22 protein-coding genes and 1 tRNA gene are annotated in these 21,913 nt (G+C 66.9%); 8 read left to right on the top strand and 15 right to left on the bottom strand.

The window, feature by feature from the left end; all coding sequences use genetic code 11:
* Positions 1 to 539: 539 nt before the first annotated feature.
* The 3 genes from RQG82_RS12175 to RQG82_RS12165 all read right to left on the bottom strand — a co-directional run bounded on the left by RQG82_RS12175 (position 540) and on the right by RQG82_RS12165 (position 3,006).
* Entirely contained in the window at positions 540 to 959 is a 420-nt protein-coding gene (locus RQG82_RS12175; protein WP_311259333.1) for a hypothetical protein, read from the bottom strand.
* Positions 956 to 2,002, bottom strand: coding sequence for a hypothetical protein (locus RQG82_RS12170; RefSeq protein WP_311259332.1), 1,047 nt, complete (start codon positions 2,000 to 2,002; stop codon positions 956 to 958). Before RQG82_RS12170 ends, RQG82_RS12175 begins: the two co-directional genes overlap by 4 nt.
* 638 nt (positions 2,003 to 2,640) lie before the next feature.
* The gene (locus RQG82_RS12165; protein ID WP_311259331.1) at positions 2,641 to 3,006 is read right to left on the bottom strand and encodes a hypothetical protein; all 366 of its coding nucleotides are present in this window, start codon (positions 3,004 to 3,006) and stop codon (positions 2,641 to 2,643) included.
* Positions 3,007 to 3,138: 132 nt separating this feature from the next.
* Here RQG82_RS12165 and RQG82_RS12160 point away from each other — a divergent pair, with 132 nt between their 5' ends.
* Positions 3,139 to 3,567, top strand: coding sequence for a hypothetical protein (locus tag RQG82_RS12160; RefSeq protein WP_311259330.1), 429 nt, complete (start codon positions 3,139 to 3,141; stop codon positions 3,565 to 3,567).
* The gene (locus RQG82_RS12155) at positions 3,564 to 3,869 is read left to right on the top strand and encodes a hypothetical protein (protein ID WP_311259329.1); all 306 of its coding nucleotides are present in this window, start codon (positions 3,564 to 3,566) and stop codon (positions 3,867 to 3,869) included. Before RQG82_RS12160 ends, RQG82_RS12155 begins: the two co-directional genes overlap by 4 nt.
* A 242-nt stretch (positions 3,870 to 4,111) precedes the next feature.
* On the opposite strand, the gene RQG82_RS12150 is transcribed toward RQG82_RS12155, so the two are convergent.
* Positions 4,112 to 4,504: a hypothetical protein gene (locus RQG82_RS12150; RefSeq protein WP_311259328.1), complete on the bottom strand. Its 393-nt coding sequence runs from the start codon at positions 4,502 to 4,504 to the stop codon at positions 4,112 to 4,114.
* Positions 4,505 to 4,883: 379 nt separating this feature from the next.
* Here RQG82_RS12150 and RQG82_RS12145 point away from each other — a divergent pair, with 379 nt between their 5' ends.
* Positions 4,884 to 5,576 (top strand): hypothetical protein, encoded by a 693-nt coding sequence (locus RQG82_RS12145; protein ID WP_311259327.1) that lies wholly within the window; start codon positions 4,884 to 4,886, stop codon positions 5,574 to 5,576.
* Between the two features lie 26 nt (positions 5,577 to 5,602).
* Here RQG82_RS12145 and RQG82_RS12140 read toward each other — a convergent pair whose 3' ends face one another.
* On the bottom strand, positions 5,603 to 6,970 hold the full coding sequence (locus tag RQG82_RS12140; protein ID WP_311259326.1) for a D-alanyl-D-alanine carboxypeptidase: 1,368 nt from the start codon (positions 6,968 to 6,970) through the stop codon (positions 5,603 to 5,605).
* Positions 6,971 to 7,197: 227 nt separating this feature from the next.
* Here RQG82_RS12140 and RQG82_RS12135 point away from each other — a divergent pair, with 227 nt between their 5' ends.
* A complete protein-coding gene (locus tag RQG82_RS12135; RefSeq protein WP_311259325.1) occupies positions 7,198 to 8,478 on the top strand; it encodes an FAD-dependent oxidoreductase in 1,281 nt (426 codons plus the stop codon).
* Positions 8,479 to 8,504: 26 nt separating this feature from the next.
* On the opposite strand, the gene RQG82_RS12130 is transcribed toward RQG82_RS12135, so the two are convergent.
* The 4 genes from RQG82_RS12130 to RQG82_RS12115 all read right to left on the bottom strand — a co-directional run bounded on the left by RQG82_RS12130 (position 8,505) and on the right by RQG82_RS12115 (position 14,264).
* Positions 8,505 to 9,413 (bottom strand): hypothetical protein, encoded by a 909-nt coding sequence (locus RQG82_RS12130; protein WP_311259324.1) that lies wholly within the window; start codon positions 9,411 to 9,413, stop codon positions 8,505 to 8,507.
* Positions 9,414 to 9,592: 179 nt separating this feature from the next.
* Positions 9,593 to 10,204, bottom strand: coding sequence for a ComEA family DNA-binding protein (locus RQG82_RS12125; protein ID WP_311259323.1), 612 nt, complete (start codon positions 10,202 to 10,204; stop codon positions 9,593 to 9,595).
* Positions 10,205 to 10,322: 118 nt separating this feature from the next.
* Positions 10,323 to 12,899: a leucine--tRNA ligase gene (leuS, locus tag RQG82_RS12120; RefSeq protein ID WP_311259479.1), complete on the bottom strand. Its 2,577-nt coding sequence runs from the start codon at positions 12,897 to 12,899 to the stop codon at positions 10,323 to 10,325.
* Positions 12,900 to 12,932: 33 nt separating this feature from the next.
* Complete coding sequence (locus RQG82_RS12115) at positions 12,933 to 14,264, bottom strand: anthranilate synthase component I family protein (RefSeq protein ID WP_311259322.1); 1,332 nt, start codon at positions 14,262 to 14,264, stop codon at positions 12,933 to 12,935.
* Between the two features lie 41 nt (positions 14,265 to 14,305).
* Here RQG82_RS12115 and RQG82_RS12110 point away from each other — a divergent pair, with 41 nt between their 5' ends.
* From RQG82_RS12110 to RQG82_RS12100, 3 genes are read left to right on the top strand one after another with little or no spacing between them, the layout of a single operon-like run.
* Positions 14,306 to 14,977: a DedA family protein gene (locus RQG82_RS12110; RefSeq protein ID WP_311259321.1), complete on the top strand. Its 672-nt coding sequence runs from the start codon at positions 14,306 to 14,308 to the stop codon at positions 14,975 to 14,977.
* 4 nt (positions 14,978 to 14,981) lie between these two features.
* A complete protein-coding gene (locus RQG82_RS12105; RefSeq protein WP_311259320.1) occupies positions 14,982 to 16,007 on the top strand; it encodes a phosphatase domain-containing protein in 1,026 nt (341 codons plus the stop codon).
* 1 nt (position 16,008) lies between these two features.
* Positions 16,009 to 16,884, top strand: coding sequence for a 3-methyladenine DNA glycosylase (locus RQG82_RS12100; protein ID WP_311259319.1), 876 nt, complete (start codon positions 16,009 to 16,011; stop codon positions 16,882 to 16,884).
* 4 nt (positions 16,885 to 16,888) lie between these two features.
* Here RQG82_RS12100 and RQG82_RS12095 read toward each other — a convergent pair whose 3' ends face one another.
* The 6 genes from RQG82_RS12095 to RQG82_RS12070 all read right to left on the bottom strand — a co-directional run bounded on the left by RQG82_RS12095 (position 16,889) and on the right by RQG82_RS12070 (position 21,709).
* Positions 16,889 to 18,076, bottom strand: coding sequence for a glycoside hydrolase family 3 N-terminal domain-containing protein (locus RQG82_RS12095; RefSeq protein ID WP_311259318.1), 1,188 nt, complete (start codon positions 18,074 to 18,076; stop codon positions 16,889 to 16,891).
* 4 nt (positions 18,077 to 18,080) lie between these two features.
* Entirely contained in the window at positions 18,081 to 18,737 is a 657-nt protein-coding gene (locus RQG82_RS12090) for an SDR family oxidoreductase (RefSeq protein WP_311259317.1), read from the bottom strand.
* 45 nt (positions 18,738 to 18,782) lie between these two features.
* Entirely contained in the window at positions 18,783 to 19,310 is a 528-nt protein-coding gene (locus tag RQG82_RS12085; protein ID WP_311259316.1) for a hypothetical protein, read from the bottom strand.
* Complete coding sequence (locus tag RQG82_RS12080) at positions 19,307 to 20,098, bottom strand: hypothetical protein (protein WP_311259315.1); 792 nt, start codon at positions 20,096 to 20,098, stop codon at positions 19,307 to 19,309. The genes RQG82_RS12085 and RQG82_RS12080 overlap by 4 nt, the downstream gene beginning before the upstream one ends.
* Positions 20,099 to 20,161: 63 nt before the next feature.
* The gene (locus RQG82_RS12075; protein ID WP_396653615.1) at positions 20,162 to 21,247 is read right to left on the bottom strand and encodes an NAD(P)-binding domain-containing protein; all 1,086 of its coding nucleotides are present in this window, start codon (positions 21,245 to 21,247) and stop codon (positions 20,162 to 20,164) included.
* Between the two features lie 21 nt (positions 21,248 to 21,268).
* Positions 21,269 to 21,709: a GNAT family N-acetyltransferase gene (locus RQG82_RS12070; RefSeq protein ID WP_311259314.1), complete on the bottom strand. Its 441-nt coding sequence runs from the start codon at positions 21,707 to 21,709 to the stop codon at positions 21,269 to 21,271.
* Between the two features lie 107 nt (positions 21,710 to 21,816).
* Between RQG82_RS12070 and RQG82_RS12065 the strand changes: the two genes are divergently transcribed.
* Positions 21,817 to 21,889: transfer RNA gene (locus RQG82_RS12065), tRNA-Ala, on the top strand.
* Positions 21,890 to 21,913: the final 24 nt, after the last annotated feature.

The raw sequence follows: 21,913 nt of genomic DNA, 5'->3' as shown, positions 1-21,913 counted from the left end.
GGTGGGCTTGGTCACGGCAGTGGCGCATAGCCAGCGGGTCGCGGGATAAGGGACTCGAACCTCCGATCCGGGATCCGTGCTCCATGTGTGGTCAAGCCGCGAGACAGCAGCCCGAGGTTCCCGTTCTGATCTAATTGGGTAACTCGAGGTCGAGGCCCCCCGCGATGCGCTCTAGGAAAAATCGCTCGAGCTTGACCGTCAGCGGAACACGATCGGAAGCGGCGGCTGAACGTTCCCAAGTGGTGTGTCGGCTGACGCAGCGACGACCCTTAGCGACCACGCCACCGCCTTCGGAGCGGATCGGCCAGGAAGGCCTCGGGAGGGTCCTGGGACTGCGTCGGTCGTCACCAGACGTCCCAGGCGCTTGGTGTGGGGCAACCGCGGTCGATTCAACTCGTGCGAGCGCGTAGTAGCCCGTGGAAGACACCCATGCGGATGGACAGATCCTTCGGCTGCGCATGGGTGGGCGTCCGGAAAGCCATCGGGCCGTCGAGCCCTCCTCAGGACCCGAACTCGTTCGGATCGACGCATTGCATTAATCACCCACGGTGCGGCCCGACAACCCAGAACGGCCCCGCCGAACATGCCTCCGGGATCTCCAGCTCCAGATCGTCGCCCTCGCCTAGTTCGTTTCCGGCGAACTCGATCGTGTCACCGAGTTGGTACTGCTCTCCACCAAAGGTTAGGGTCTCGCCATCCCACGTGACTTGGTCGACTGGAAATATGGGCACCCTGGAATTGTCTAATCTCACACACCCGTCGACTTCCACCAGGACACCCTGAGCTGCTCCCGCGTCGCTTCCCCAGTCCGGAGGAAGCTCGTAAACGGCAATGGCGCTTGCAGCTGCGCCGTTATCGATCGGAGCCTCAGTCGCCGTCTCTCCAATCGTTGTTCCACAGGACACCAAGAGGGCACCTATGAACGACAGCGTTACCGCGGCTAGAAATTTCCTGGTCATTGGCACCCCGGCGGATCGATACACAGATCGACCTGAAGCTGATTTAGGACCTGATTGATAGGCGTGTAGAAGTCATGGAATGCGCTGTATCCCTTGATGATCCCGAACGCGGTGTTTGCTAGATAGACAGGACCGCCGCTGTCACCAGGTTGTACGGTCGATCCGTTGATTCTCACGAGGCCGTACGAGGTCTGACCGTTGCTTGTGTGCGATTGATTGAGACCAACGACTGTCGCATCTTGCCTTCCGCCATAGCGGCCGTACACGTATACGGTTGAGTTGATACTCACGTCACTGCGTGCCTTTTGCGCGCGGCCGAGGCCGTGGTCGTAGTGAAACCACGCATCCATCATGACGGGGCTTCGCATCCACTGCATGTCGCCGTATGTCCCAATATGCTGCGCGCGGAAATCGAAATTGAAGTTCCCGCTTGGTGAAATTTGTCGCAGGTTGTTTGAGCAGTGGCCCGCAGTCACTGCCCCTATGTCCGGACCCGTCCTCGCGCTGACAACGAATCCGGACGTGCAACTCAGCCCCGAGTCCAGCGCATTCACGGCCGTACCGCCAGCGTGTCCATAACCCGCGTCACCAATAGAGCCAGTCTCGGCCACGTAAGTCTCGATTGCGAAGCCGCCGAGGGTGCTGGCCCGGGAGGTGTCGCCAAACGAAAGCTTCAGTTCTTCGACACGCTGCGTCAGGGCCTCTCGAGTGACCGTATTGTCTTTCTCTGATGCGAATTCAATCTGGTACACCTTGCGATCAGGAATCGGGCCTGACGTGACCGCCACACCGCTTCCAACGTGATCAACAGCAGCGTCGTGGATGTCTCTGCTGGTAGCAGCCATCTCAATCTCCGAGACGCCAAAATCCTCGATCACCTTGATCGGGATCGGACTTTCATTGATCACCGCTGAGGCCCCAGCGGGAGTCGCCCCTGCAAACGCAACATCGATGTACTTGTTGCGAATGCATGCGACGGCGAAGTCGTCGGGGAACTGCTCCCGTAGCTCTCTTATGATCGGCCCAGCCTCCAACTGCCACACGGCGGCCGCCTCCTCATCGTCAAGAAGGGCCAGACTCTCTTGGTCAAACTCCTGAACCCATGGGGCCGTGCCTTCGTCCTCGGTCTCATCTGGCGTGCTCGCAGCTTGAGCTGGTGATCCGAAAAGGAGACACGTCGCTGCTACTACGAGAAGGGCCGATGATGCCTTGCTGGTTCGCATCATTCACCTGACCCACGCGTTCGTCGAAACCGTTTCCAGCTTGAGTTCTCTTCCTACCATGCCGCAACCTGCCCTGCCAGGCCTTGCCCAGATTTCAACCCATCGGAACGTCACTCGGCGGGTGCTTCTGGCTGCGCGCCCAGCCGCGTCACATCGCCGGTGCCGAGCTCGCCGTTAGCGGGGACTTCGCGCTCTGCCGCATCGCGGTTCGAACAATTTCATCCCGCGCAGCCTTCACGCGACCAGTTCTCTGAATGGCGTCCGTGACGTCGCCGGCGGAACGAGATCGTGTTGGCCGAAACTCCCCCTCCATAACGGTGTTCCGGGGAGCGTTTCCGGCGGCCGTATTTGGTCCTCAGCCCCACGCCCGCCAGAAACGATCGTTTAAGGCAGGTCGATGGCCGATTCACAGACGCCGTTGAGTCGGGCTAAGCGCGGTTCCGCTCCGGCAGCGGGCCCTAGCTGAGGAGAGGCGGCGTAGCCAGCACCGCTGTCAATGTCCCCAGCACGAGGACCGTGCTCAGTCCCACGACGATCCATACCGTGCCACGCCGCTCGCGCGTCGGGCGGCCGCCGCGTACCCCCACAAGCAGGGCAGACAGCAGCAGCACGAGCCAGACCACGAGCGCGATGATGCCCATCCCGATACCGATAGCGCGCTCGGCATCATCCGAATCGGAGTACTCGATGACTGTGACACCTGGACCTGCCCAGCTGAGGCCGGGGCCTGCCAAGCTGAGGCCGGCTACGCCGAGCATGACGTTGCCGAAAAGTCCGATGAGCGTCGCTGCGGTGGCGAGGGAGACACTGCCGACGATCCGCACGGCCCCATACTGGCATGTGACGGCACGTCAGCCCAACGCCTGGCCGTCCACCGTCCGAAGCGTGCTGCACCGTAGCCAGGATCAGGAGAAGAGCTGGCGAAGCAGTGTCGGGGTTTCGATAGCGTGAGCCATATGACGCTGCGCGATACGCAGGAAGCTCACGCCGCCCTTCTGACCGCGGGGACGGTCACGCTCGGGCTCGGACTCGTCATCGCGACGTTTCCGAAAGGGCTCTGGCTCGGCTCCGGCTTGGCGATCGCTGGTCTTGTGCTGGCTGTCATCGGCACGGTCCTGGCGTGGCGAGATTGGAAGCGACCACCGCCTTCTCCCGACCAGCTACCAGCGCGCGACTCTGAGCGGTTCTGGAACACGAAGAAACGCTTGGGCTCCCTCATGGGAGCGAGTGCAGGGACCGGGACCGTCGCATTGGCCGCATCCGTTCTCTTCCCACAGGACGAGCGTTGGCTGATCGTCGGCATCTCGGGACTCATCTTCGTCGCGGCTGCGACGGCTAGCTTGGTCCTTGAACGCCGAAGCGGCGCGAACGAATCGCAAAGATGATTGCGATCGTGATTCTCGCAGCCGTGATGGGAGTCGTCCTGCCACTGCAGTCACTCTGGCGCTTGCGATCCCCTGAAAGACGGCGCGACGAACAGCTGGCCGCAAACGCGCAGCCCCGGTTGGCCGTGATGTCACACGTCCTAGGCGCACTCATCGGCCTCAGCGCGGCGATCGGGTGTTCGCTCGCTGCGATCGCCGGCTATTCCTTCTTCTGGGCCGCCGTTTGGCTCGGCGCGGGAATCTTCGTCTCTACGATGATTTCCGCCGCCGTCGTGTTCCGAGCGCCGGCCGAGCCGGAGTAGACAACCCACGCGTCGGGCGTCGCACGCTGCACCGATACGACGTTCCGGCGAGTCATAGCGGCGCGCGTTCGGGCGACCGGCCGGGCGCCACCGCAAACGTTCGTTTGCCGCTTGGCGCGCTGGGGCCGGTCAGGATCACCGCTCACCGCTCTCCGCTCACCGCTCTCCGCTCTCCGCTCTCCGCTCTCCGCTCTCCGAAAAGCTACAGGCGGATGCATCCTGTCGATGCGGCTGCGACCCTCTCATCGCTGCGGTGGCAGGGTGAAGCTCGTCTCGTAGGCGAACACCTCACCGTTGACGTCACCCACGGTCGTGATCGTGTAGGGGCTGAGATTCAGAGTGTCACCGACGTGAAGGTCCGGGGGGTACACCTGGGGGGTCGGATGCACAGAACTTGCTCTTCCGCGCCGTACCGAGTTCAGCGCGTCCAAGTAGTAGAAGCCGACGCAGAAGCGGTCCAGGATCGCGTCGTTGTAGTCGCCGGACGCGACTTCGTAGGAGGTGAGTGAGCCGTCGTCGGCGTACTGCGCGGTGCCGGTCGCCCCCTCGCGGGCTCCGAAGTCGTGCATTCTCGAGTACAGGTCCACGTTGAGCAGTCCGCTGGGCAGGATGATTCCCCCTCCGTCCGCACGCATGCATGTGGGTGTGGGCTCGGCCGTAGGCAGGGAGTCGGGCGTCGGTTCAATCGTGCGAGCATCGGCTGGCTTCTGAGTCGAGGCCGCGCTCGGCGCCGACGTGCTCGCTGAGGACCCGATAGGGCCTGTCGCCGGAGCGACGCAGCCGGAGAGGAGGGTCGTCGTACCAGACAGGAGACAGACGAGTGCTCCCGCGGCTACAACACTGATCCGCTTTGCCATTCCTGCATTCTGGCGTGATTCGCGATTCAGCGTCTGTCCCCTCTTCGGTGGACAGGCCGGTGCACCGGTCGCCACATGGTTTCGACACCTCGCTCACGAAGGTGAGAGGCCGCTGGGCATCATGTCGAATGATCTGCGTGCATCGTAGGCTTCGAATGTGATGCAGATCTCTGACCGCCCCCAGCGACGGCAGGTCAGGGTCGCAGACGGCATGTTCGCGTTCGCGCACGGTCCGGTCATCGCCTCACCGATGGAGCGAACCTTCGGAAACAACGCGCATCAGCCCTTCGCCGTGGGCGACTACACGGCCACGACGAAGGACGGGACCCTGATCGTCGAATACCGAGTGAATCAGGGAGGCACCCCCGTCACACTCTCGCTCCCGGCGATCACCGATCGCCTGCCGAACTGCGGGCTCGCAGACAACAGCCCGGACGCTCGGCCGAACCCCACGGAGACGACCGAGCCGACAGAGGTTCTCACTTCGGCTTCGGTGGACGACCGGATCCGTCGACTCCTCGACGGCTCGTTCGCCGCGACCTCCGGGACTCCGGTCGATGCGTCGAGTGCCGCGATCGACGCATCGACAGCGATACCCAGCGCCGTTCCCTGTGCCGACGGATCAGGCATGCAGCATCACGTCGACCTGGCGTTCCGCACAGACGACAACGCGAGATCGGTCGCTCAGATCCTCGACGTCTGGGACGACGCAGGGTATGAGACCGATAGAGCGATGCAAGAAGACATCAGATACAGCGAAACAGATCCTGTGGCGCGCATGACCATCCGCGACACGACGAGCATCGACGGGCTCGTCCGGATGACGATCACCTCGGCGTGCGTGGGCTAGGCGACGGCTCGTCCTGCTGAGCGGCCTCAGTCCCCGGCATCCATCAGGGAGCCGAGCTCGGACGGGTGGGTGAGTCGCCACCACTCGGTGGGCGGGTCGATGCTTCCCGCGATCTCCACGGGAGCGGTGACGGTGTTCGGGCCGGCTGTCCAGGTGACACTTCCCACAACCGTGCCATCGCGGTAGGTGGGCGGGGTGTCGATGTCCATGGTCAGTTCGATCGGTGTGTCCGACCAGGTGAAGATCGACGCGCTCTCGCCGATGACCAGCTCGGCGGTGGATCCCCAGGGCGTCGAGATGGATCCGACCTGCTGACCAGCGGTCGCGACGGGCACGTGGTGGAAACCGGAGCGGATGCTCTCGAGTTCGGCGATCACGGTGGCGTTCACCGACTCTCGCGACGATCCCCCGAGCACGACGCCGGTGATCGCGAGCGGATCGGCCGAGCCCACGTCGAGTGTCGCCGTGTACAGCAGGTTGTGGGCGCCCTCGCCCAGGTTTCCGGTCTTCAGTCCCGTGATCCCGGCGGTGCCGAGGAGGCTGTTGGTGTTGTACAGCGGGCCGGCGCCGGGGATCGAGATCGACGGGGTCGCGACGATCTGCGCGATCGCCGGATGTGCGGCGGCGAGCTTCGCGATAGCCAGCAGGTCGGCAGGCGTGCTCGTGTTGCGCGGGCTGATGCCCGTGGGCTCCGTGACCGTCGTTCCGGTGAGCCCGTGTGATGCGAGCCAGTCGCGCGTCGCGTCGAGGAAAGCGTTCTGCGAGCCGAAGACCCGCGATGACAGCGCCTCGGCGTAGTTGCTCGCGGAGGGGATGAGCATGACGGCCAGAGCATCATGCAGCGACATCGAGGCGCCGGTGGGCATCGGAGCGATGGTCGCGCCCCGCACGTAGTACTGGTCGTACAGGTCGTGATCGGACTTGCCGAACGTGATGGTCGGCCCGGGGTCATCCGCCGAGGCGAGCGGCGCCGCGTCGAGGATGACCAGCGCGGTGATGAGCTTGGTGATGCTCGCGACCGGGAGCGGTTCGCCCGTCCCTGTCGCCGACCACGTGCCGCTCGCCCCCTCACCCAGATAGGCATCGGCTCCGGCGATGCTGATCGCCGATGCTGCGGCGGTATGTGTGGCGAGGGCAACGGCTTCGCCGACCGGAAGCTGCGGTGCGCGAGTAGTCACGGCCGGCGGATTCACCGGCGCAGTGAGTGCCCACCCGACGTAACCTCCGGTCACGGCCAGAAGCAGGACGATGCAGACGGCGGTGATGATGAGCCCTCGTCGCCTGCGTCTTCTGCGCACCGCGGGATCGATCCGATCGCCGCTGAAATCCTGCTCGTGTGCGATGAGCTCAGCAAAATCGCACAGCTCATCCACCGGCTGGTCGGGTGCCGTCATCGAGAGACCCTCATCGCGCCCCACCTGTCGCTTGCAATTCTCAGAAAACCCCATCCTCTCGTATCTCCGCAGCCTCCGGTATCGGCCGTTCGGGGGACAAGTGTGCGGAGGACGGCGTACCACCCCGCCCGCCACGGCATCCCCGTACGCTGTTCCCATGGAGCGGACACTGGATCGCATAGACCGCGACGAACCGGCGGCGATCCGCCGAGGGGAGGTTGTCGCGAATGCATGACGTGATCGTGATCGGTGCCGGACTCGCCGGGCTCCGCTGCGCCGGCCTGCTCACCGCTCGCGGACTCGATGTCGTCGTGCTTGAGGCCGCGGATGCCGTCGGCGGACGCCAGCGCACCGACATCGTCGACGGCTTCCGGCTGGATCGCGGCTTCCAGGTGCTCAATCCGGCCTACCCGGCGCTGCGCCGCAGCGTCGATCTCGACGCGCTCGCGCTGGGGAGCTTCCCGGTCGGTGTGCAGGCGCGCACGGTCGACGGGATGGCCGAGCTGCGGCATCCGTTGCGGCACCCGCTGTCGATCGGCACGTCACTGCGCAGCGGCCTGGTGAACGGTCGGGATGTTGTCGCGCTGGCGCGCTGGGCCGCACCGGCGTTGGTGCGTCCGCTCTCGCGTCTCGCCCGGAACGATGTCAGCGTGCGCGAAGGGTGGGATGCCGTGGGGCTCCGCGGTCCGCTCCGCACCGCCGTGCTCGAGCCTTTCCTCGCCGGGGTCCTCGCAGAGAGCCGCGGCGACACGTCGAACGCGTTCGCCCGACTGCTCGTGCGGTACTTCGTGCTCGGCCGCCCTGGCCTACCCGCACAAGGGATCGCTGCTGTCCCTGAGCAGCTTGCCGCGCATGCACGCAAGGCGGGCGCGGACATCCGTCTCGGTGCCAGCGCGGAACGGATATCGGCGCACCGAGAGGGCATCCGTGTCGAACTGACCGACGGCGACTCCGTCCGCGCAGCTCGAGTGGTCGTCGCGGTCGGCCTCGATGATGTCGCCGACCTCACCGGGCTTCCCGCGCCGGCGACGAACGGTCTGCAGACATGGTGGTTCACCGCTGCCGAACCACCGACCACTTCCGCGTTGCTCACCGTCGACGGGCGAGGCCGAGGCCGAGGCCCCGTGGTGAACACAGTCGTGATGACGCACACAGTGCCCTCGTACGCCCCGGCCGGCCGCCACCTCATCGCCGCGACATGCCTGCTGCCGCGCAGCAGCGATCCCGCCGAGGAGAACGAGGTCCGCCGCCACCTGAGCGAGATCTGGGGTGCAGACATCAGTGCGTGGGAGTTGATCCGGCGCGACGACATCGAAGACGCGCTCCCCGCCCAGACGGCACCACTCGGTGCACCGCGATCGCCGCGCTACGCCGAGCGTCTGTACGTCGCAGGGGACCATCGAGACACGGCGTCGATTCAAGGCGCCCTCGCGTCTGGCGAACGTGCCGCGCGCGCGGTCCTCAGTGACTGGGGATCTTCGAGAAGCACCCCATCGCTTCACAGCTGACGATGCCTTGACGTCGCGGCTCGCGGTCACGGCCGCCGAGGCGTGAGCAGCGATCGATACCCCCCGGAGACGGACGTGCCCAAGCCCAGCGGCATACCCGCTCTGGCGTATTGCGTGCATGTCACGAGGCCGAGGGCCACGAGTGCCACTCCGCCACCCAGCGTCGCTGCCGTGCCTCCCGGGCTGCTGAAATGCAGGGGAAGAGGCGCCAGGCCGAGCATGAGGACACCCAGCGCGACGAGCCACACATCGAGCCGCCAGTAGAACGAGAAGCTCCACCAGAATGCCGAAGACGACTCAGGAGCACCGGATCGCCGCACTACGGCGAGGAACCAGAGCTTCTTGAACAGCGATCCCGCAACCGCTCCGGTCATCAGCGCGGCAAGGCCTCCGTAGACGCCGACGAGGAACACGGCGTCCGAATCCGCACCGAGGATCATCGCGTCCTGCCCCGCGTCCGCGTTCTGGACCAGCAGAGAGAGCGCCCAGGGCATCGCGATCAGCCACGCGACGAACGGCGGGACGATCCACGCGGCGTGGACGACGACATGAAGCGGTCGGAAGACGGAGACATTGGTTGCCTCGTTCTTGAGCATCGTTCCGCGCCGCAGGAGCTCACCCAGGAACGTGAGGATTCCTCCGATGAAGAACGCGAAGAACGGCGGGAGCAGGATCTCGACGACAGTGGGGTACTCGTCGACGAAAGGCAGCTCCATGCTTCCGGGCTCATCGATCGCGTAGGGAATGCTGTATGCGGCCGCCATGACGGTGCCGAGCGCGATCATCAGGACTCCGGCGCCGAGCAGCACCCACCACCAGCGACGCGGTATCAGCTCAGCCGACTCCGTATTCGCCGCCGAATCCTTCCTCGCGGACGCTCTTGCGAACGCCTTCCTCGCGGATGCCCCATTCTTCGTCGCCTTCTTCGCAGCCACTTCGCCCCCCTCCGGTCGCTCAGTCTGTCACTCGCAACGCGTGGCGGTGGCCACGACTCGGCGACGATCACGCTGAACGGTTGCGGCTCAACCTCCGATGAACCCGGTGGTCACTGCAGGGAATCCTGCCGCTCCGCACGCTGCCAGCTGTTCAGCTCCGGGGACATCCCACTCGCGCCTCACACCCGCACGCCGTCACGAATGCCCGCGAGCAGCTTCTCTCCGATCCCGGGAACTGCCAGCAGGTCGTCGACGGACTGGAAGCGTCCGTTCTCATCTCGCCAGGCGATGATGCGCTCGGCCAGCGCCGGACCGATGCGCGGGAGCGTCTCGAGTGCCGCCTGGTCTGCGTTGTTGAGATCGACGAGGTCGTCGGTCGGCGCGACCGTTCCCGACGCATCCGCCGCAGCAGCGCCCACGACAGGCACGATGATCTGCTCGCCGTCCGAAAGCACGCGGGCCAGGTTTATCGCGGCCAGGTCGGCGTCATCGGTGGTTCCTCCCGCAGCAGCCACTGCATCGACCAGACGCGAGTCCAGGTCGAGGACATAGAGCCCAGGGCTGGCGACCGCTCCGAGCACGTGCACGTAGAGCTCGCCGGAAGCTGCTTCCACTCCCCCGACATCTCCCTCATCCGTCGTCAGGGGCACGGAGTCGGTGGGAGCCGCCTGTCCGCGCATGAGCCCGAGCCCGACCGCGGCCGAGAGCACGACGAGCGCCAGCACGATCGCGGCACCGATGCTCAGCCGCAGCCTGCGCGGCCGGCTGGGCGCAGGCGTGGAGTCGGACATGACACCACGCTAAGCGCGTGGTCGGGCGCCTCACATGCGTCCGGCCGCCCACCGGGGAGAACCCCCGCGGACGGCCGGATGTGCAGAACGAACAGATCGTCGGAGACGACCGCGACCCTCAGCCCTTGACGACGATGCTGACGATCTTCGGAGCGCGCACGACGACCTTGATGATCTCGCGGTCGCCGATCGAGCGGACGACCCGCTCGTCGGCGCGGGCCAGTGCTTCGAGCTCGGCCTCGCCGATGCGCGCCGGCACCTCGAGCTGGGCGCGGACCTTGCCGCCCACCTGCACGACGGCGGTCACCGTGTCTTCGACGAGCAGAGCCGGGTCGGCTGACCGCCACGTGACGAGACCGACGGAGGGCTCGTGGCCGAGGATCTCCCAGATCTCCTCCGCGGTGTGCGGCGCGATCAGGTCGAGCATCACCGCGACCGTCTCGGCGGCTTCGCGGACAGCCGGATCAGCCGCCCCGGCAGCGCCGTCGATGGTCTTGCGGGTGACGTTCACCAGCTCCATCAGACGAGCGACGAGGACGTTGAACTTCGTCTGCTCGACGAGGGACGGAGCATCGGCGAGCATCTTGTGCGTCGCACGGCGCAGCGCCGAATCGCCTCCGGCGAACACCACGTCGACCGGCGACGACACCTCGCGGGCGACCCGCATCGCGCGCGCCAGGAACTTCTGCGCACCCGTGGTCGAGACGTCTGCCCAGTCCTTGTCGTCTTCGACCGGGCCGGCGAAGGCGAGGCCCACACGCAGCGCGTCGGCGCCGTAGGCGTCGAGCTCCTCCTCGAAGAGCACGAGGTTGCCCTTGCTCTTCGACATCTTCGCGCCGTCGAGCAGCACCATGCCCTGGTTGATCAGATTGGAGAAGGGCTCGGTGAAGTCGATCAGCCCCATGTCGAACAGCACCTTGGTGATGAAGCGCGCGTAGAGCAGGTGCAGGATGGCGTGCTCGACGCCGCCGATGTACGAGTCGACCGGCGACCAGCGAGCGGCCTGAGCCGGATCGAATGCCACGGTGTCGCTGTTCGGCGAGAGGAAACGCAGGAAGTACCACGAGCTGTCGACGAACGTGTCCATCGTGTCGGGGTCGCGCAGCACCGGGTCGCCGCTGGCGGCATCCACCGTGCGCACCCAGCTCTCCGCCGCGCCGAGCGGCGAGGATCCCTTGGGCTTCAGGTCGAGTCCCTCGACGCTGGGCAGCTTCACGGGCAGCTGGTCTTCGGGCACGGGGATGATCCGGCCGTCCTCGGCGTGCAGCATCGGGATCGGCGTACCCCAGAAGCGCTGGCGAGAGATCAGCCAGTCACGCAGGCGGTAGTTCTTCGCGGCTCGGCCGGTGCCGGACGCCTCGAGCTGTTCGATCGCGCGTGCGATCGCGTTGCGCTTCGAGAGACCGTTGAGGGGGCCGGAGTTGATCATCCGTCCCTCGCCGGTCAGCGCGATGCCCGTGGACGCGGGATTCTGCTCGTCGAGTGCCGCGCCGGTGTCGATCGGCACGCCCTCCTCGTCGACCTCGATGACGGGCATCGCGCCGGTGATCGGCGCCGTCGTGTCGACGACGACCTTGACCGGCAGGTCGAAGGCACGGGCGAAGTCGAGGTCGCGCTGGTCGTGCGCAGGCACGGCCATGACCGCTCCGTGGCCGTAGTCGGCCAACACGTAGTCGGCCGCCCACACCGGCAGCTTCTCGCCGCTTACAGGGTTGATCGCGTACCGCTCGAGGAAGACGCCGGTCTTCGGGCGATCCGTCGCCTGACGGTCGACATCGGTGGTCTTCTGCACATCGGCCAGATACTTCTGGAAGCGCTCGCGCACCTCGGCAGGAGCATCGGCCGCCAGCTCGGACGCCAGGTCGGAATCGGGAGCGACCACGAAGAACGTCGCCCCATGCAGCGTGTCCGGACGCGTCGAGAACACCGTGACCGGCTCCTCACGTCCCTCGATGCGGAAGTCGACGTCGGCACCGATCGAGCGACCGATCCAGTTGCGCTGCATCTGCAGCACCTTGTGCGGCCAGAAGCCCTCGAGCTGGTTCAGGTCATCGAGCAGGCGGTCTGCGTAGTCCGTGATCTTGAAGTACCACTGAGTCAGCTTCTTCTTCACGACCTCGGCGCCGCAGCGGTCGCAGCGCCCATCGACGACCTGCTCGTTCGCGAGCACCGTCTGATCGTTCGGGCACCAGTTCACGGCGCTCTTCTTGCGATAGGCCAGGCCGCGCTCATGCAGCTTCAGGAACAGCCACTGGTTCCAGCGGTAGTACTCGGGGTCGGAGGTGTGCAGCACGCGCGACCAGTCGAAGGAGACGCCGTAGTTCTGGAACGCCTGCTTCTGCTGAGCGATGTTCTGGTAGGTCCACTCCCGCGGGTCGGCGCCCTGGCGGATCGCGGCATTCTCGGCCGGCAGCCCGAACGAGTCCCAGCCGATCGGGTTGAGCACGTTGTGCCCGCGGTGGCGCCAGAAACGGGCCACGATGTCGGAGTAGAGGTAGTTCTCGGCGTGACCCATGTGCAGGTCGCCGGAGGGGTACGGGAACATCGCCAGCACGTAGCGGCGAGGCCGCTTGTCGTCATCGCCGCCGGTGAGGAACGTCTCGTTCTCCGCCCAGTACTTCTGCCACTTGGCCTGGATAGCGTGCGCCGAGGAGGTCTCCTCGTCGACGGGAGAGGTGGACAGGTTCTCAGACAACGAACGCACGACCAATCTGAAGGGAAAAGGGGATCAGTTCAGGATATCGGAAGCCCAGGCCGCGGGCATTTCCGCGCCCAGCGCCGCAAGCGGTGCTCTCGCCTTCGTCGCGACCTCTGCGACCTCGGATGCGGCGACCGATCTCCACGTGATGCCACCGCCCGCCCCCACGACCGCATCCGCACCGTCGATGACGATGCTGCGGATGACCATCGCGAGGTCGAGCGACCCGTCATCTCCGATGTATCCGAAGCATCCGGCATAGACGCCCCGAGGAGCGCCCTCCAGATCGTGCAGACAGGTCATCGCCGAGAGCTTCGGCGCGCCCGTCATGCTCCCGGCAGGGAAGGACGCCTCGAAGAGGGCATTCGCCGTGGTGCCTGCGGCCGCCTTGCCGCTGACCGTGCTGACGAGCTGGTGCACGGCCGGATAGGTCTCAATCGCCCACAGTGCATCGACACGGATCGACCCCGGTTCGCAGACCCTCGACAGGTCGTTGCGCATCAGATCGACGATCATGACGTTCTCCGCGCGCTCCTTCGCATCGACGGCGAGCTCGGATGCGAGCGCGGCGTCGTGTGCGGCATCAGCACCGCGGGGCCGCGTCCCTTTGATCGGACGCGTGCGGATGACGCCCCCTCCGGCTCGGAGGAACTGCTCAGGACTCGCGCTGAGCAGCGAACGACCGCCGATGCGGACGAAACCCCCGTGATGCGCCGGGGTCGCCGAACGGAGACGTCGATACACCGCGACGTCGTCGTGGGCCCCGGGAACGGTGAAGCGCGTGGTCAGGCACAGCTGATAGGCGGTCCCCGCGCGGATGAGCTCGCGGCAGCGCCCGATGAGCGCGGCGTACTCGGTCGGAGTGTGCCGCGCCTCGACGCGCCTCGACCCGACCTGCACGGCCGGATGGTCGTCCGACACCGTCGTCGCGACGCGCGTGACGAAGAGGCCCCACTCATCGAGGTCAGCCTCGGCCGCCGCCACCCAGACGACGCCGGTCGCGTGGTCGAATGCGGCCAGTCGGGAGATGCGCAACCAGGCCCCACCCGGCACGTCGGCCGCATCCGCCACGGGAGCACCTGCCGCTCGGGCACCGCTCTCGTAGTCGTACCACCCGACCCACCCTCCCCGCAGCGGCGGACCGGCGTCAGCGGCAGCAGCTCGGGCAGCAGCGGGGGCGTCGAGTCGGACCTCGCCGGGGAATGACGACGGAGCGCCTGTTCCGATGAAGCTCCACCCTTCGAGCGCAGCGGCCCCGGCGTCGAGCCAGAACACGTCGGAGCACGCACGCTCGAGCGCGAGGAAGAGCGCTTCGGGCGCCACCCGGTCGAGGAGGATGCGGGCGCTCAGAGGTTCGGGCACGTTCTCAGCCTAGGCCGCGCCCAGTCCCGTATTCTCAAGGGGTGGACGAGTTCGTGCCGTGGCTGATCGACTTCATGCGGTCCATCGACCCGGTCGCCCGCACCCTCGTCGCGGGGTTCGCTGTGATGCTCGAGACCAGCGTGCTGATCGGCCTCGTGTTCCCCGGCGACACCGTGGTGCTCGTCGCATCCATCGGCATCACCAGCCTTCCCCAGGCCGTGGCGATGGTCGTCTCCGTCGTGCTCGGCGCGTTGATCGGCGAGAGCATCGGCTTCTGGCTCGGGCGGTGGATCGGTCCGCACATCCGCGCCTCCTGGGTCGGCCGGCGCGTCGGCGAGGAGAACTGGGTGCGCGCCGAGCGCTATCTCGCCCGCCGCGGCGGCATCGCCATCTTCCTCTCGCGCTTCCTGCCGGTGCTGCACTCTCTCGTGCCCCTGACGGTGGGCATGAGTCACTACTCGTACCGCCGGTTCCTCGCGTGGACGGCGCCTGCCTGCCTGCTGTGGGCGACGGCCTACGTGAGCATCACGTCGCTCGCGGCCGGCAGCTTCGATGAACTCGCCGACCGGGTGCACTACGCGGGATACATCTTCGTCGGCATCATCGCCCTCTTCCTCATCGCGGTTTTCGTCGGCAAGAAGGTGATCTCGCGTCTCGAGGCCCGTCACCTCGACATCTCGGACGCGAAGGATGCGACCGACGTGAAAGACTGAGGCAATGGCCTCCGCACCCCTGACGCCCCGGATCCACTGGTTCGCGCGTCTCGAACACCGCCTCCACGTGTGGCGCGAGGGCCGAGCACGCCGTCGTGGCCGCACCGCGACGATCCTCCCCTTCCCCGGTTACGGGGGTCCTGGTTGGGTGCGAGTCGTCGGACGCGTGCTCATCGTCCCGCCTGCGCGGAGCACGAAAGACGGTGAGCCGGCGAGCGTCCGCGGCTGGCGGAGCTTCGTCGGCATCCCGGTGAGCTTCGCGAAGGTCGCCGTGCAGATCGGCGACTCGACGCACTACGTCGTCGCCGACCGAGGAGGCGTGATCGACTCGGTCGTGCACATCGATCTCGAGCCAGGGTGGCAGACGTTCACGTTCTCCGTCGAGGGCCAGGACCCGGTCGAGACGACCGCGTTCATCGTGGCGGCGTCGACGCATTTCGGCGTGGTCTCCGACGTCGATGACACCGTGATGGTGACGGCTCTCCCCCGTCCGTTCATCGCCGCCTGGAACTCGTTCGTCGTCGACGAGCACGCGCGCATCCCCGTGCCTGGCATGGCCGTGCTTCTCGATCAGGTGCTGCGCGAGTACCCCGGCGCGCCGATGGTCTACCTCTCGACCGGCGCCTGGAACGTCGCCCCCACCCTCCGGCGCTTCCTCGGGCGACACCTCTTCCCGGCCGGCTCCATGCTCCTCACCGACTGGGGCCCCACGCACGACCGATGGTTCCGCAGTGGGCGAGAGCACAAGCTCACCAACCTACGTCGCCTGGCCACGGAGTTCCCGCACGTGAAGTGGCTGCTGATAGGCGACGACGGTCAGCACGACGAGTCGATCTACTCCGAGTTCATGGACGAGCACCCGACCTCCGTCGCCGGCGTCGCCATCCGTCGACTGCTGCCGGCCGAAGCGGTCCTCGCCGGTGGACGCGCCGGTCACGAGCAACATGCCGAAGGCGTCGCCCCCTGGGTCAGCGCCGAAGACGGCGCGGGACTCCGCGACCTGCTCGGCAAAGCCGGCATCCTTCACTGACATGACCACGTCGCTTCCGCGGACCGACTGGCTGGAGCGCGAGAGTGCACACCAGGCGAGAGCCGACGCGCTCACGGCAGAGCACCGCCGGCGTGCCGCGCGAGGCGAGAAGCACCCTGTCTGGGACTTCCTCTTCACCTACTACAGCTACAAGCCCGCGCAACTGCGTCGGTGGCACCCGGGCGCCGGGGTCGAGCTGGAGCAGGCCCCTGAGCGGCTGTCGTGGCGCTGGTACTCCCCCGGCGTCACCCGAGACGGTGCGATCCCGGATGCCGCCGTGCTCGCGCACGAGAAGGCAGACCTCGCCGGTCTCATCGAGCGGATGCTGCGCCGCACCGCCTCGCGCCCGGGCCAGTTCGGATGCTTCGGACTGCACGAGTGGGCGATGGTCTACCGGGCCGACGAGCACAGGCACGCGGTGCCACTGCGTCTCGGGCAGGCGGGCACCGATCTGGTCGTCGAGAGTCATGACCTCAGGTGCACGCACTTCGATGCCTTCCGGTTCTTCACCCCCGAAGCCGTGCCCCGCAACCGCACAGAGCTGACCCGTGACGACCAGCCTCTGTTCGAGCAGCCCGGCTGTCTGCACGCCGGCATGGATCTGTACAAGTGGGCGGTCAAGCTCGGCCCTCTGGTGCCGGGCGAGCTGCTGCTCGACGCGTTCGAGCTCGCGAGGGACATCCGTCTTCTCGACATGCAGGCCGCTCCCTATGATCTGGCACCGTGGGGCATCGTGCCCGTGCCGATCGAGACCGCTGAGGGCAAGGCGGAGTACGTGCGTCAGCAGCGCGTCTTCGCAGAGCGAGGCGCTCGGCTTCGCGGCGAGCTCCTGCGCGCCTGGCTCGGGTCGGCTCAGCCAGCCGCGCTCGCGAGCTGACGCGTCACTCCGCCGGCTCGCACTCCGGGCACAGCGCCCAGTCCGTGGTCGCCGACGTCGACTGCAGGCGCAGCGACATCACGCGGGTCGCCGCCTCGGCGAGGCGATCGGCGGGCAGCGTCCCTGCATCGACCGCCGCCGTGAGCCCCCGCACGATCTGGCCGGCGGTGTCGGGCGTCGAACCGGCGATCGTGAGCACGAGGTCGCTTCCGGCGACAACTGCCGACAACGCGTTGCGCACAGGGTCGGCGTACTCCGGAATCCCCGAGGACTGCAGCATCCCGAGGTCGTCGGTCACGATCACTCCGTCGAAACCCAGTTCTTCTCGGGCGATCTCGTGCCAGCGCGGCGAGAGAGACGCAGGAGCCGGATCCACCGAGGTGTAGGCCAGATGACCGAACATGAGCAGCGAGGCACCGGCATCCACGCCGGCGGCGAACGGCACCGCATCGGTCGCGCGCCAATCGTCGATGGTCTCGCCGGTCGTCGGGATCGCCTGATGGGAGTCGCCCGGTGCCGCTCCGTGACCGGGAAAGTGCTTCAGCGTGGAGGCGACGACCTGCTCCTGCGCCGTCGTGGCGGCCTCGACCCGCTCTGCCGCCGACTGAGGATCGGTTCCGAGTGCCCGCCCGTAGATGAACGACGACGAATCGGACGTGATGTCCGCGACCGTGCCGAAGTTCACACTGATCCCGGCTCTCGCCACCAGCGCGGCCCGGGCCGAGAACGCCGCGGCTGAGTCGGCGACCGGCTGCGTCTTGAGACTGGTCGAGGCGGGGAACTCGTCGCTGCCGAGACGCGACACGAGCCCGCCCTCCTGATCGATCGCGACGAGCGGGGGAAGCGCCGGATCCACCGAGAGAGCAGCAGTGAGGGTCAGCAACTCGTCATCCGTCGCGGGGATGTTCGCACCCATCAGGATGAATCCGCCGAGGCCCTGCTGCATGTATGCGTGCAGGGCTGCGGCATCCGTCGTCGGGATATGCCCCATCACGATGCTCGCCGCCTTTTCGGCCGTCGTCATCTCGGAGACGAGATCCGCTGCGTGCTCGTCGGATCCGGAGGACGAGACATCCGACCGCGCGTCGCCGACTCTCAGAGGGTCATGCGCCACGGCCGAAGCCGGTGCGTACGACGAGGCCAGGGCGACGATCACCGCCGCCCCGACCGCACCGAAGCGACGCGACAGCATGGGGTCAGGCGTTGAGGGCGTCGACGATGGGCACCGCGGTGTCGTCCGTGCCGTTTCCGAATCGGATGGTGCGGCCGAAGGTCGACGGGTTGCCCACGGCCTCGGCGATCACGGCGGCCACGTCCGCGCGGGAGACCTCTCCCTTGCCCTCGGGGTCGAGGACGATACGCCCCGTGGGCTCATCGAACGTGAGCGTGCCCGGGCCGAGGATCGTGCCGTCGAGGTCGGTCGATCGCAGGTGCTCGTCTGCCGCCCACTTCGCATCGGCGTACGCGAAGAAGCCGTCGCTCTCGGGCACTCCGTGATCGGCCTTCGAGCCGAGCCAGGAGACCATGACGTAACGCTTCACACCAGCGATCTCAGCGGCGTCCATGGTGCGGATCGCCGCGTCACGGTCGACGGAGTACGTGCGCTCAGGAGAGCCGCCACCGGCCCCGGCCGACCAGACCACGGCGTCTTGTCCGCGGATGATCTCCGCGAGCGCGTCGGTGTCGAGGGTCTCGACGTCGGCGACGAGCGCGTGCGCCCCTGTCGCTTCGACCTCTGAGACGTGGTCCGGATTGCGGATGACCGAGGTCACCTCGTCGCCGCGGGCGACGAGGAGAGGAGCGAGAAGAAGTGCGATGCGGCCGTGGCCGCCGAAGACGATGATTCGCGACATGTCTTCACCCTACGCGCCTGAGCCGACGTCGGGCCCGGCACGTCGTCAGCGAGGACCCTGCGAACTGTCGATGACGAAGGCCTGCGGATGCCCGGGCAGATAACGGACCACGACCGGATCTCCGGACGGCAGATAGGCGTCGCGATCCGGATACACCGCGGGGGTGAAGAAGTTGCTCTCCACCGTGTACTCGACGCCCGAGGAGGTCGTGAAGGTGACCCAGTCGCCATCGAGTGTCCCGGTCGTCGGCTGACCGTGCTCGTGGATGTACGCACGCGTGATGGGGACGCCGGTGAGGCTCAGGATGCCGATCGCGAGGTTCGCGACCATCACGAACGCGAGGATCCGGAACACGATCCTCAGGGCCGTGCCGCCTGCCCTCCCCCGCGCGGCGTCGTCACCGTGCAGCAGGCCCTCACGCTCTCGGAGGCGGCGTAGCGCCACGCCCGGCGTCGCACCGGGTGCGGACACCGCGAAGAGCCCGAGGATCGAGAACCCGGCGATGAACACCATCGCGTATCCGTGCGCGGCGGGGAAGTTGATCAGCCAGATCAGGGTGTCGAGGACATTCATCGTCCGACCTCCTTCTCGATCGTCACGGCCACGGTGTGCGGATCCTCCCGGCGATAGAACGCCCAGATCGGCGCGCCGACCTGGAATCGCGAGATCGCCTCGGGGTACGCGAACACCATCGTGTCGGTCTCCCAGGTCGCAGCGCCTTCCGGAGCCATCAGCACCTTGAGCGCCAGCTCGCTCTGCCCTTCGAGGCGGCGTCCGGTCGGTCGCACTTCGAGAACGGATGCCGGCACCTGTGTGCCGCTGGTGCGCGCTTTCACCTGACGGGGATCGATCAGGCCCCGTTCGATGCGCCACTGCAGCATCGCCTCCCGCACCATGGGATCCGTGATGTCGGCGAGCTCTACCGTGTCCTGATCGCTGAGGCTGTATCGGACCGGTATCGGCTGCCCGACCTGGAGAGAGGCGAGATCGGCGGGCTCGACCAGCATCCGCAGTCCTCCGATGAACTCGTCGCCGGCGCGGGGAGTGACCCGGACGAAGATGTCGTACTGCGGGGCGTCGTTGACGGTCAGGCCCGTCCGGGATATCTCGACGATACGGCCCACTCCGATCTCGGCCCCGCCCCGCATCTTCGCCCTCCGGCCGAATCCCGACAGCGTGCCTCCGAAGGTGAGGATCAGGCCCCACGCGACTCCGATGATGATCGGTCCGCCGAGGGTGTCCTCCCCGGCGAACGGCAGGATCGACTCACGCTGGTTCACACCGAGAAGACCCTCGCCGGTCCAGATGACGAGCCATGCCGACAGCAGCAGCCAGATGACCAGGAGCACGATGCGGATCATGCCCTCAGCGTAGCGACGGCATTTCGCCCGATGTCACACACGCGCGGGTCCGATCCGCACGCCCTACGAAGTGCGCAGGGGTTCCCCGGCCAGTGCGCGCTGCACACCCTTCGCCGCCGAGCGTCCTGCCCTGTTCGCGCCGATCGTGCTCGCCGATGGGCCGTAGCCGACGAGTTGGATCCGCGGATCCTGCACCGCGGTCGTGCCGCGGCCTGCGCGGTCGAGCTGGATGCCGCCGGCCGCGCTGCGCAGATGCAGCGGGGCGAGATGCGCGATCGCAGGGCGGAACCCTGTGGCCCACAGGATCACGTCGACGCGCTCGAACGAGCCGTCGGCCCACCGGACGCCGTCGGGCTCGATGCGAACGAACATCGGACGGCGGGCGGCGTACGCCCCGAGACGCTCGGCCTCGCGCTCCTGCGGTCGCAGCATGAGTCCGGTCACGCTCACGACACTCTGAGGGGGCAGCCCCTGCGCGACGCGCTGCTCGACGAGGGCGACGGCTGCCGCCCCTGCCTCGGGGGTGAAGTCATCGCCGCGCCACACCGGCTCGCGACGCGTCACCCAGAGGGTGTCGGTGAGCGGTGCGAGGGCGCCGAGGAACTGGACGGCCGACGCACCGCCCCCGACGACGAGGACGCGCTTGCCGACGAAGTGCTCCGGTCCCGGATAGTCGACCGTGTGCAGTTGCTCGCCGAGAAATGTCTCCATACCCGGATAGTGCGGCAGGAACGGATGCGTCCAGGTGCCCGTGGCGTTGACGAGGGTGCGAGTGCGCCACTGCCTCTCCCCCGCGTGGACCACCAGGACCCCTTCGTCGTCGGCCACCCGGTCGACGCGGACAGGGCGGATCACCGGCAGATCATGAGCATGCTCATAGGCGGCGAAGTATGCCGGGACGGCGATATTGGCGCGCTGCCCGTCGCGGGGAGGAGGTGAATCCCCCGGCAGCTCGGCCACTCCGTGCACGTCGCGCATCGTCAGCGCATCCCACCGGTGGCGCCATGCGCCCCCTGGCTCGGAGTCCGAGTCGAGCACGACGTGGGAGATGCCCAGACGGGTCAGGTGGAATGAGGTCGACAGACCGGCCTGACCGGCGCCGATCACGACACTGTCCAGGATGCTCACGGTCGTGACAACACCCGACATCGTGCCGTTGTTCCGCAGGGCTCAGAGTGCGATCTGGTAGTGGGTGTATCCGGTGTGCGTCGCCACGCTGTCGTAGAGCGCGCGTGCCGTCATGTTGGTCTCCTGAGTCAGCCAGTAGACCTTCTGGCATTCGCGTTCCGCCGCCCACTCCCGCACGTGCGCGATCAGCCGCCTGCCTGTTCCGGATCCGCGAGACGCCGTCTCGACGTAGAGGTCCTCGAGGTAGCAGTAGGCAGACCTGCTCCACGTCGCCGGGTGGGTGAGCCAGTGCACGATGCCGATCGCCCGCCCGTCGTCATCACGGGCGACAACGCCGTGAAGCTCCCGGTCCTCGACGAGCCGCCGGAACGTCTCGGCCGTGACCTCCTCCGAGAGCTCGGTGCCGTAGAACGTCAGATATCCGCGCCACAGACCCGACCATTCGTCGAAGTCGGCCTGCGTGATGGGGCTGATCGTCGTCATGCCGTCAGCATAATGCGACGCGCCCGGGAGCCCCTCGTCGATTGGTGCTGCGCGCGATCCGTGTAGTACTCTGTTCAAGTTGCTTCGAGCAGTCAGGAAGCAGTTCTGGGCCTGTGGCGCAGCTGGTAGCGCACCTGCATGGCATGCAGGGGGTCGGGGGTTCGAGTCCCCCCAGGTCCACATACCGAAGGCCCCGCGAGAGAT

It is taken from the genome of Microbacterium sp. WCS2018Hpa-9, assembly GCF_031843745.1.
In the GTDB taxonomy this organism is placed as follows: Bacteria; Actinomycetota; Actinomycetes; order Actinomycetales; family Microbacteriaceae; genus Microbacterium.
Note: the sequence above shows the minus strand (reverse complement) of the source record. Positions and strands in the feature narration are given on the sequence as shown.

What these genes read in the sequence shown, in the direction of transcription:
- RQG82_RS12105 (WP_311259320.1), top strand. Translation starts at nt 14,982, where the DNA reads ATGGCCTCCGCACCCCTGACGCCCCGGATCCACTGGTTCGCGCGTCTC.
- RQG82_RS12175 (WP_311259333.1), bottom strand. Translation starts at nt 959, where the DNA reads ATGACCAGGAAATTTCTAGCCGCGGTAACGCTGTCGTTCATAGGTGCC.
- RQG82_RS12135 (WP_311259325.1), top strand. Translation starts at nt 7,198, where the DNA reads ATGCATGACGTGATCGTGATCGGTGCCGGACTCGCCGGGCTCCGCTGC.
- RQG82_RS12155 (WP_311259329.1), top strand. Translation starts at nt 3,564, where the DNA reads ATGATTGCGATCGTGATTCTCGCAGCCGTGATGGGAGTCGTCCTGCCA.
- RQG82_RS12070 (WP_311259314.1), bottom strand. Translation starts at nt 21,709, where the DNA reads ATGACGACGATCAGCCCCATCACGCAGGCCGACTTCGACGAATGGTCG.
- RQG82_RS12085 (WP_311259316.1), bottom strand. Translation starts at nt 19,310, where the DNA reads ATGAATGTCCTCGACACCCTGATCTGGCTGATCAACTTCCCCGCCGCG.
- RQG82_RS12140 (WP_311259326.1), bottom strand. Translation starts at nt 6,970, where the DNA reads ATGACGGCACCCGACCAGCCGGTGGATGAGCTGTGCGATTTTGCTGAG.
- RQG82_RS12090 (WP_311259317.1), bottom strand. Translation starts at nt 18,737, where the DNA reads ATGTCGCGAATCATCGTCTTCGGCGGCCACGGCCGCATCGCACTTCTT.
- RQG82_RS12125 (WP_311259323.1), bottom strand. Translation starts at nt 10,204, where the DNA reads ATGTCCGACTCCACGCCTGCGCCCAGCCGGCCGCGCAGGCTGCGGCTG.
- RQG82_RS12100 (WP_311259319.1), top strand. Translation starts at nt 16,009, where the DNA reads ATGACCACGTCGCTTCCGCGGACCGACTGGCTGGAGCGCGAGAGTGCA.
- RQG82_RS12075 (WP_396653615.1), bottom strand. Translation starts at nt 21,247, where the DNA reads ATGTCGGGTGTTGTCACGACCGTGAGCATCCTGGACAGTGTCGTGATC.
- RQG82_RS12095 (WP_311259318.1), bottom strand. Translation starts at nt 18,076, where the DNA reads ATGCTGTCGCGTCGCTTCGGTGCGGTCGGGGCGGCGGTGATCGTCGCC.
- RQG82_RS12150 (WP_311259328.1), bottom strand. Translation starts at nt 4,504, where the DNA reads ATGCGTGCGGACGGAGGGGGAATCATCCTGCCCAGCGGACTGCTCAAC.
- RQG82_RS12160 (WP_311259330.1), top strand. Translation starts at nt 3,139, where the DNA reads ATGACGCTGCGCGATACGCAGGAAGCTCACGCCGCCCTTCTGACCGCG.
- RQG82_RS12080 (WP_311259315.1), bottom strand. Translation starts at nt 20,098, where the DNA reads ATGATCCGCATCGTGCTCCTGGTCATCTGGCTGCTGCTGTCGGCATGG.